A 7,267-nucleotide genomic window follows, 5' to 3' on the forward strand; every position below is an offset into this window, starting at 1 on the left:
CGCTGATGATCGCTGCACGAGTCGCTGTCCCCACCACATGAACATGATCAGGGATCAAGATCCAGCACCGCATCGCCAACCATGCACGAGCTCGTAAAGGGTGTTGCAGAAGGTTTGTTTCGGGCAGGCCTGTGTGGCTGCTGTCCTGCTGTTTCACCGTGCCAGGGCGAGGTTGTGCATGGTGGCGACGGCCTGGACGGCATGGTGGAGGCCGTCGCCCTTCTGTCGGCAGTCGCGGAGGATCTTCCAGTTCTTCATGCGGGCGAAGGTGTGCTCGATGCGGGCACGGACCCGTCGGTGTTCGGCGTTGTCCTCCTCCCTGCCCGCGCAGGAGGGGCCATTCGGCCCGTCTGCGGTGCGGGACGATCAGCCCAGTGCCCAGGTAGGCGCCGTCCGCGATCACCGTCGTCCCGGCCGCTGCGGCCGGCAAGTCCGAGGCCCGCCAGACGTGGGCATCGGCCTTGTTGCCGGGCGCCGGCCGGGCCGAAGCGACAACCAGGCGGGTGTCGGAATCGATGATGACCTGCACGTTCGCCGAGAACCGGTAGTTGCGGGACGAGGGCGGCAACCTTGCGATCGCGGACCGGGATCAAGGTGCCGTCCACAATCCACAACCAGTGGCCGGGGAGATCCCGAAGAGCGGGGCGAGCTGCCGCATCGTGAGGTTGGTGCGGTAGTAGACCGCCACCAGCAGCGCCCGCTCCGCCAGCGGAAGGCACCACGGGCGACCGCCGCCGGGACCGTCGCCGCCCCGCTCCCGCACCACCTTCACGAACCGGTCCATTCGCAAGCTCGTAAACATTTCCACCCACACCGGCTCAGTCCGCAACACCCCACCTATACAGGAGAAATGTCCGGAACCGAGCCTTCTGCAACACCCTTAGTAGTCGGCCTTAAGGTTCGGGGTGGTGACCTTGCCGATGGCCTGGCCGACGGTGAAGCCTATAACCGACATAGCGGTGACCAGGCTCAGGCCGATGGTTAGAGAGGCGGCGGTGCGGTGGGGGTTGCGGGCGGCGTCCTGCGCGGCCAGTTGCGGGGACGCCGAAGGCCTCCTCCAGCAGCGGGCGCACTGTCGAAACCGTAGACCTTTGACCGCGATCAAAGGTCGGCAAGGCGTGCGGGGTCCTTGCGGGGCCTCAACGGCGAGAGGCGCCTGATGTCCTGCCTCAGGCATGGACGCCGACGCTTGGGCGTGCGCGGTCTGGGCAGGGATGTGGTGCACCGTCAGCCGGGGCAGCTAGGCTGGACGATCCATGTGGGGTCCGAGTGCACAGTGGCGAAGTTGGTGGACCCGTGTGTCGACTGGGAAGCGCCGGGGACGTGGCGGGCCAACTGGAGTGGTCGTCCCAGTTTGCCTCGTCTTCAGCACACATCACGAGCGCACCTGGTTGGTAGTAGGGCACGATATGCCCTTCCCGACCGTGACACGAGTGACCGGACAGTCGGGGTACGGACACGTTCTACGAGCAGGGGCTCCTGTGCAAGGTGATCAGCCAAAATTGTGGTGGGACTCAAAGACCTCTGCGCGGTGAGTTCGTGGACAGTGCCCGCCACTCCGGAGGTCTTCGTCATGCTCCAGGCCCGTCGAGTACTGAAAACACCTGTGATCGATACGTCCCAGGCCACCAGCGAGTCCTAGCCCACTGAAGGGACGAGTTAGCGGTCGAGCGATTTTGGCTGCTTGTCGCCTGAGAAACAGCTACCGGGGGCTACCGCTTCGCGCCAGCGACAGGTATGGCGTTCGCCGGGCAGGCCCTGCGCCAGGCTTCGGTATGCGAGAGCGCGCCGAGCCGGAACTCCGAACCGTAGACACCTCGTCCACTCGAGTCCGACAGGGAGTGAAACCAGCGAGCATGGCAACGGCCACCTCATCGCGGTCCCCACTCCGAGCCACTGCCGCCTCGGCGTTATAGCGTCTACGGCACGTATTGAGTCGTGAGGAATGTACGGGTTTTGGCCTCAGATCGTGGACAAGTCCGGTAGTTCGTATGGCATGACGCGTGTGCGATTGACGGATGAGGAGTGGAAGTACGTCGCTCCGTACCTGCCGATTGGCAGGTACGGCCCGTACCCTGAGCGGCTCCGAAAGCAGTTCGAGGGTGTTTTGTGGAGGTTCAGCACGGGCGAGCGGTGGCGAGAGATGCCTCAGGAGTTCGGTGCCTGGTCGACCGTTCACAATCGCTTCCGGCAGTGGCGTGATGCAGGTGTCTTCGAAGCAATACTGAGGGGCCTGTCCCCGGAGGCGGTGCCGCCGGACAGCGTGGACTCGTCGCGGGCCAGCGTGGCTTCCACCACGGTCGGTGTCCACGACGGAGCGGATGGGCTGCGCCTCAGTCTCGATGCCTTTCATACCTTAGAGAAAGCCGCCGCCGAAGCGGAGAGGGCCCGGCAAAAGGCCGCTGTTTGGAAGGGCCAGGCGGCCGGGACCACGTAAGCGGCCTGGAACCGGTAGGGCCGCAACGCGTCCGACGACGGCACAAGCCTTGAATAAAAGCAGCCAAGGGCGGCTGCTCGCACCGGCGACAGACCGGCCTCGTTCATGTGACTGCCGACAGAAAATGCCGTTCGCTGGTCCTGACTGGGGCCTGCAACTCAGGATCCCAGCCCCTTGCTTGTCGGGAAGGGGCGAGCTTGGCGAGACATCACCCGCCCAGAAATCCTGCCTGGCATCTTGCCGCGCCTGAAGGGGGCTCTCACCAGCAGCGCTGGTGAGAGCCCCCTTCACGTTTCCACCGCTCCTTCCCCCACCATCAGCGATAACGGCGACCTTTGACCGCGGTCAAAGGTCAGGCAAGGCGAGGGGTGCCTGCCTAGGGAGTTCCTTCAGTTCATTGGATCGGGCGTTAATGTGTGTCGTTGACTGATGCCCAGTGGGCACGGGTCGAGCCGGTGCTGCCAGACGGGCACCCTGGCGGGGTGGCCGATGACGGGATCACCGGCAGGTGATCGGTGCGATCGCGTTCAGGCACCGCACGCACGGGCACGCTGTGGACGGACCTGCCAGAGCACTTCGGTTGGTGGAAGGGCGCCCACAACCGGCTGCGGAAGTGGGCCGCCGACGGCACCTGGGCGAAGGTATTGACCGCCCTGCCCCAGGCCGGCGCCGGAGGCGACCTTGACTGGGCCGCCGCGGCCGACTCCACGACCGTCTGCGCTCGCCAGCCCGCCGCCGGGGCCCTCGCCAGACGGGGCCCCGGCCGGCGAGCCCGCCGACCAGGCCCTCGGAGGCTCCGCGGCGGCCTGACCACCAAAATCCACCTCACCGCGGACGGACACGGCCGTCCGCCCGCATTTGTCATCACACCTGGCAGACGGACGACGCACCCGTATTCGAGTAGGTCATAACCCGATTACGCGTGACGCGCCGGACTGGCCGCCCCAGGATCACGCCGGACGCAGTCCTGGCGGACAAGGCGTAAGTGTCACGGGCGATCCACCGTCATCTGCACGGGCGCGGGGTCCGGGCAGTCATCCCGCAGCCTGCGGGCCAGACAGCCAACCGCAAGAGGCTCGGCCGCTGCGGCGGCCGCCCATCCGCCTTCGGCTGCGAGACCTCCAAGCAGCGGAACACACGTCGAGTTACGCAGTGGCGTGGCCTGGCCATCCCCTACGACTGTGAGGGTGGCACTGCCCTCCCGGTAGTGGTCTGACTCGCGCTACAACTGACTTATACCTTCTGCATCTCCATCTGTCGGCCACGTCTGGGACGGCGCACGCTGTCGCCAGACCAGCGGGTGTGTCTCGACAGGGGCCTTCGCGACAGGCACCGTCACAGTGGTGACCACCCTGCCAAACCGGCGACGGCACCAGCGCTACGGTTCGAAGGCAGTAGCCGGCTTCGCAGCGAGGCCTCATTCGCCTCACTTTGCGGTGTGAGCCCAGTCGAGGTGTCCTCGGGCAGGACTCAGCGCAGAACAACCGTGGCGCCGGCCGACAGGCAAACTCCGCGCTCTACACCATCGTCCTGGCCAGACTGCGGTGGGAGGCCCTTCGCAGCCGACGCTATTTCGCACAACGCACCGCCGAAGGAAAACCCGACGCGAAGCCATCCGCGGCCTGAAACGCTACGTCGCCCGACAGCTCTACCGGATCATCATCCGAGCCACACCATGCGCCTGCACCAAGCCCTCGCGGGTTGACATCCATAAAGGCATCACGACCGTCGCCATTCACCCCGCCGGACTCCACCTCGCTGCCATCTTCATATGGTCGGCGAGGTGATCCGAAGCAAAGGGCCTAGTCCTCGGATTGAGCTTCGAGGAGCTTCTCCAGGAGCACAGTCCGCTGGCTTCTATCCATCTTCTCGAAAATCAGATCGGCTACTGCATAGCCGTCATGCCACGGCACGTGTGGAACCTTCCCGGCGTCAACAGGCAAGTCATGGATGCTTGCATCACCTGGAGCCTCTGCTCGCTCGGCCGCGTGAAGGGATGTTGAGGCCAGGGAAGTATGCAAGCCAACGGCAGCGTGAGGTTGGTCCCCCTCCATGAGCTGTGTCACGGTCTGCGAAGGCGGTTCGAGCGCATCTCGTGTAGCCGCGTTGCGCGCGGGTGGCTTGTCCGGTGATGTCGACCGGGCAAAGGTGCCTTTTACCGCGGTCAAAGGTTCTGCTGCGGGGGTGGGCGGCTGCACATGGGCCAGGCCAGGGGAGGGAGCGGGGAGGAGTACAGGCTGCGCTGCTGCTCGCCGGATCGCAAGATGCTCTTCCTTGTCCCGTGCCTCCTGCTCTTTGGAAGACCTGAGGAGCGCAAGGAGACCCTCGCTACCCAGAGAAGGATCATCCTTGAGTGAACGGGCTAGGAGCCGGCCATCACGCTCTGGCATGTCTCCGGAACTGAGCAAGGCCTGAATCTCGCTCGGAAGTTCCAACAGGGCCAGCTGGTGCGTCACCCAGGACGGCGACTTCCCCAGACGCTCGGCAGCACGCGACTTCGATCCGAACTCCTTCTCCTCTGCACAGATCGCCACGAGCTGCGCCACACCCCTGGCTCGCTCTATGACGTCGAAGTCCTCACGATCGAGGTTTTCCGCGAGGAGGTAGTCGACGAAGTCCTCGCGAGTTCTCGCGAGATCGTCCCGGACTACGAAGTCCAGGCTTTCGAGGCCCACGTGACGGGCACTTCGGTAGCGGCGTTCGCCGTTGATGAGGATGAATGCGGCCGTTCCGATAGCTGACTCGTGCTCGGGCCACAAAGCCAGGTAGGCGCCGCGGGAGACCGTGACGCACGCCGCGAGCTGTGCTTGACGCAGTTCCTCACCAAACCGCGTGAGTTCCTCATCGGAGCCGAAGTTCCGGCGCGGGTTGAGGGGTGTGGGGGAGACCTCCTCAAGACGATGCTTGACGAGCTCGTAAGCAGGGATGTCGCCTTGGGCCAGTGCCTTGGCCCGTCCCCGTTCGCTGCGTTCGCTAGGCCGTCGGGCGCTGGAAAAGGAGGCGCCGCTGCCCAGGAGGTCCTTCTTACTCACTTCGTCAGTGCTTTCTTCAGGTCGCGCATCGCAATGGCCTGCTCGCAGTCCGGCGCGTACTCAAGGAGTGGGCGCTTAAGGCGTACCGCTTCGCGCTGCTCCTTTAGGTCGGGGATGACTACGAGGACCGAGGGATCGCCGAACTCTTGCCACTGACTCAGGGAGGAGGTGGCGATGAATCCCTTGCGGGCGTCATACAGGTTCACCACGAAGCCCAGCTGTGTGACTGCGACTTCAAGGTCGTCCTCCATGTCTTCGATCTGCTCGAGCAGCAGGTCGTAGGCGTCGGCGGAGGTGTCCTCTGCTTGGACGATGACGATGAGCCCCGAGGCCTTAGGTTCCTCGCCGTCCCGCGTGCGGGCGTAGTACAGCGCCGTGTCCATCGTGTAGCCGAGGCTCGGCGGACAGTCAATCACGATGTAGTCGAAGTCTTTCTCGAGTTCCTCGACTGCCTTCTCCAGTGCTGTTTCCTTTACACGGACATTCCTGGTGGTGGCCAGTTTGGCGTCGAGGAGGAACGCGTCCTTGCAGGCAGGCAGGAGGAAGAGCCGGCCTGCGAACGGTCCGTACTCAATTGGGATGAGAAGGTCCCGAACGTTACCGTCCACTTCGCCAAGCATGTGTTTGGCAAGACTCGGTTCCTTGATACCCAGTGGCACGTGTCCCAGATGTTTCGTCAGGTGGCCTTGTGGGTCGAAGTCAATGACGCAGACGCGAGCACCGGCCTCGGCCAACGCCTGCGCAAGACCGTTGCTCACCGCGCTCTTGCCCACACCGCCCTTCTGATTACACACGACGAGGCGGCGAACGTGGTCCGGGCGTACGAGGGTCGGCATCGTATGCGTGTCAAGCCAGAGACGGATCGACTGAGCCAAGCCCTGGTTGTACGCGACTGGCCGTGCCCTGCAGTCCTTCTTGAACTCGTCGTAGAGGCCTGTCGGGAGGTAGGTCGCGAAGGATGAGCCACCAGTGGTCTCCACAGGGGTGGCCGCGTCCGGGTTGCTGCGCCAGGCGTGGATACCAGCGGTTACAGCGTCCTGGATGTCCACGCTGAGCTGCGCAGCGCGAATCTTGAGTTCCTGACGGAGGATCAAAGGCAGCTTGGCGACTACCTTTTCCCTGTTGGATGGGTCATAAGGAGCAGTCATGGCGGTTACCATACTCGCTAGAGATGCTCCGGCAGGCAACATACGCGCGTTTCAGCCGATCTGTTGCGGCCCTTACCGGTCTTAAACGGACCGACCGATCCTGTTCTGGGCTTCGGGCAGTCGCGAAGTTCCAGGCGGAGCACGTGGGTATAGGGCGGAAGTACAGCCGGGACCGCTTGCGGCGATAGGAGTACCTAGCTGCAAGACGGCCGACGAGATGGTGAATTCCCTTCGTAGCCGGGAACAGGGCAGCCGGCGCCTGACACCTGATACTTCTGGGCATAGGCATTGGTTCAAGAGCAGAATTGAGCTAGCCACCTGATGCTGGGGGAGTTCAGACCACATGCGCAGGTCGTCAGCTTGACAGCCCTTCGGGCTCTCTCAGCCACATGTGGGCCAGGGGCCTCGAATCAAACAAGGCGGAACAGCTCGAATTTCGCTCGACTCCGTACGCGCGGGCAGCGAGACTGGGTCAGATTGAGGCTGACGGTATCTGTGTTCTCTTCACCCTGCACCAGAACCTTTGTGGTCTGGGGTTCGTGCGCCTCGGCTGATCTAGGGTCCGTCTTCAAACTGATCTTGCCCAGAGCAGGATTGATGCGAGGGTGACCGCCGCTTCGTAGGAGGTGGCGGTTTTCTCGTAGCGGGTG

Annotated in this window: 6 protein-coding genes and 1 pseudogene; 3 read left to right on the top strand and 4 right to left on the bottom strand. The window is 63.9% G+C overall.

What is annotated here, in order from left to right:
* Window positions 1-153: 153 nt before the first annotated feature.
* Window positions 154-802: pseudogene (locus ACFYP3_RS36465) on the bottom strand (transposase).
* A gap of 1,167 nt (window positions 803-1,969) precedes the next feature.
* Here ACFYP3_RS36465 and ACFYP3_RS36470 point away from each other — a divergent pair.
* The 3 genes from ACFYP3_RS36470 to ACFYP3_RS36480 all read left to right on the top strand — a co-directional run bounded on the left by ACFYP3_RS36470 (window position 1,970) and on the right by ACFYP3_RS36480 (window position 4,142).
* Window positions 1,970-2,437 carry a transposase gene (locus ACFYP3_RS36470; RefSeq protein WP_388842304.1) on the top strand — a complete coding sequence of 156 codons (468 nt, stop codon included), beginning with the start codon at window positions 1,970-1,972 and terminating at the stop codon, window positions 2,435-2,437.
* A 515-nt stretch (window positions 2,438-2,952) separates the two neighbouring features.
* Window positions 2,953-3,348 carry a transposase gene (locus ACFYP3_RS36475; protein WP_388842306.1) on the top strand — a complete coding sequence of 132 codons (396 nt, stop codon included), beginning with the start codon at window positions 2,953-2,955 and terminating at the stop codon, window positions 3,346-3,348.
* A 389-nt stretch (window positions 3,349-3,737) separates the two neighbouring features.
* Window positions 3,738-4,142 carry a transposase gene (locus ACFYP3_RS36480; RefSeq protein ID WP_388842308.1) on the top strand — a complete coding sequence of 135 codons (405 nt, stop codon included), beginning with the start codon at window positions 3,738-3,740 and terminating at the stop codon, window positions 4,140-4,142.
* A 97-nt stretch (window positions 4,143-4,239) separates the two neighbouring features.
* Here the strand turns inward: ACFYP3_RS36480 and ACFYP3_RS36485 are convergent, their stop codons facing one another.
* The 3 genes from ACFYP3_RS36485 to ACFYP3_RS36495 all read right to left on the bottom strand — a co-directional run.
* Entirely contained in the window at window positions 4,240-5,469 is a 1,230-nt protein-coding gene (locus tag ACFYP3_RS36485; protein ID WP_388842310.1) for a ParB/RepB/Spo0J family partition protein, read from the bottom strand.
* Complete coding sequence (locus tag ACFYP3_RS36490) at window positions 5,466-6,617, bottom strand: ParA family protein (protein ID WP_388842312.1); 1,152 nt, start codon at window positions 6,615-6,617, stop codon at window positions 5,466-5,468. The genes ACFYP3_RS36485 and ACFYP3_RS36490 overlap by 4 nt, the downstream gene beginning before the upstream one ends.
* Window positions 6,618-7,027: 410 nt before the next feature.
* On the bottom strand, window positions 7,028-7,267 hold a 240-nt coding region (locus tag ACFYP3_RS36495), incomplete at its 5' end, for a hypothetical protein (protein WP_388842314.1).

This window comes from Streptomyces sp. NPDC005533, from assembly GCF_042871845.1.
Classification (GTDB): Bacteria; Actinomycetota; Actinomycetes; order Streptomycetales; family Streptomycetaceae; genus Streptomyces.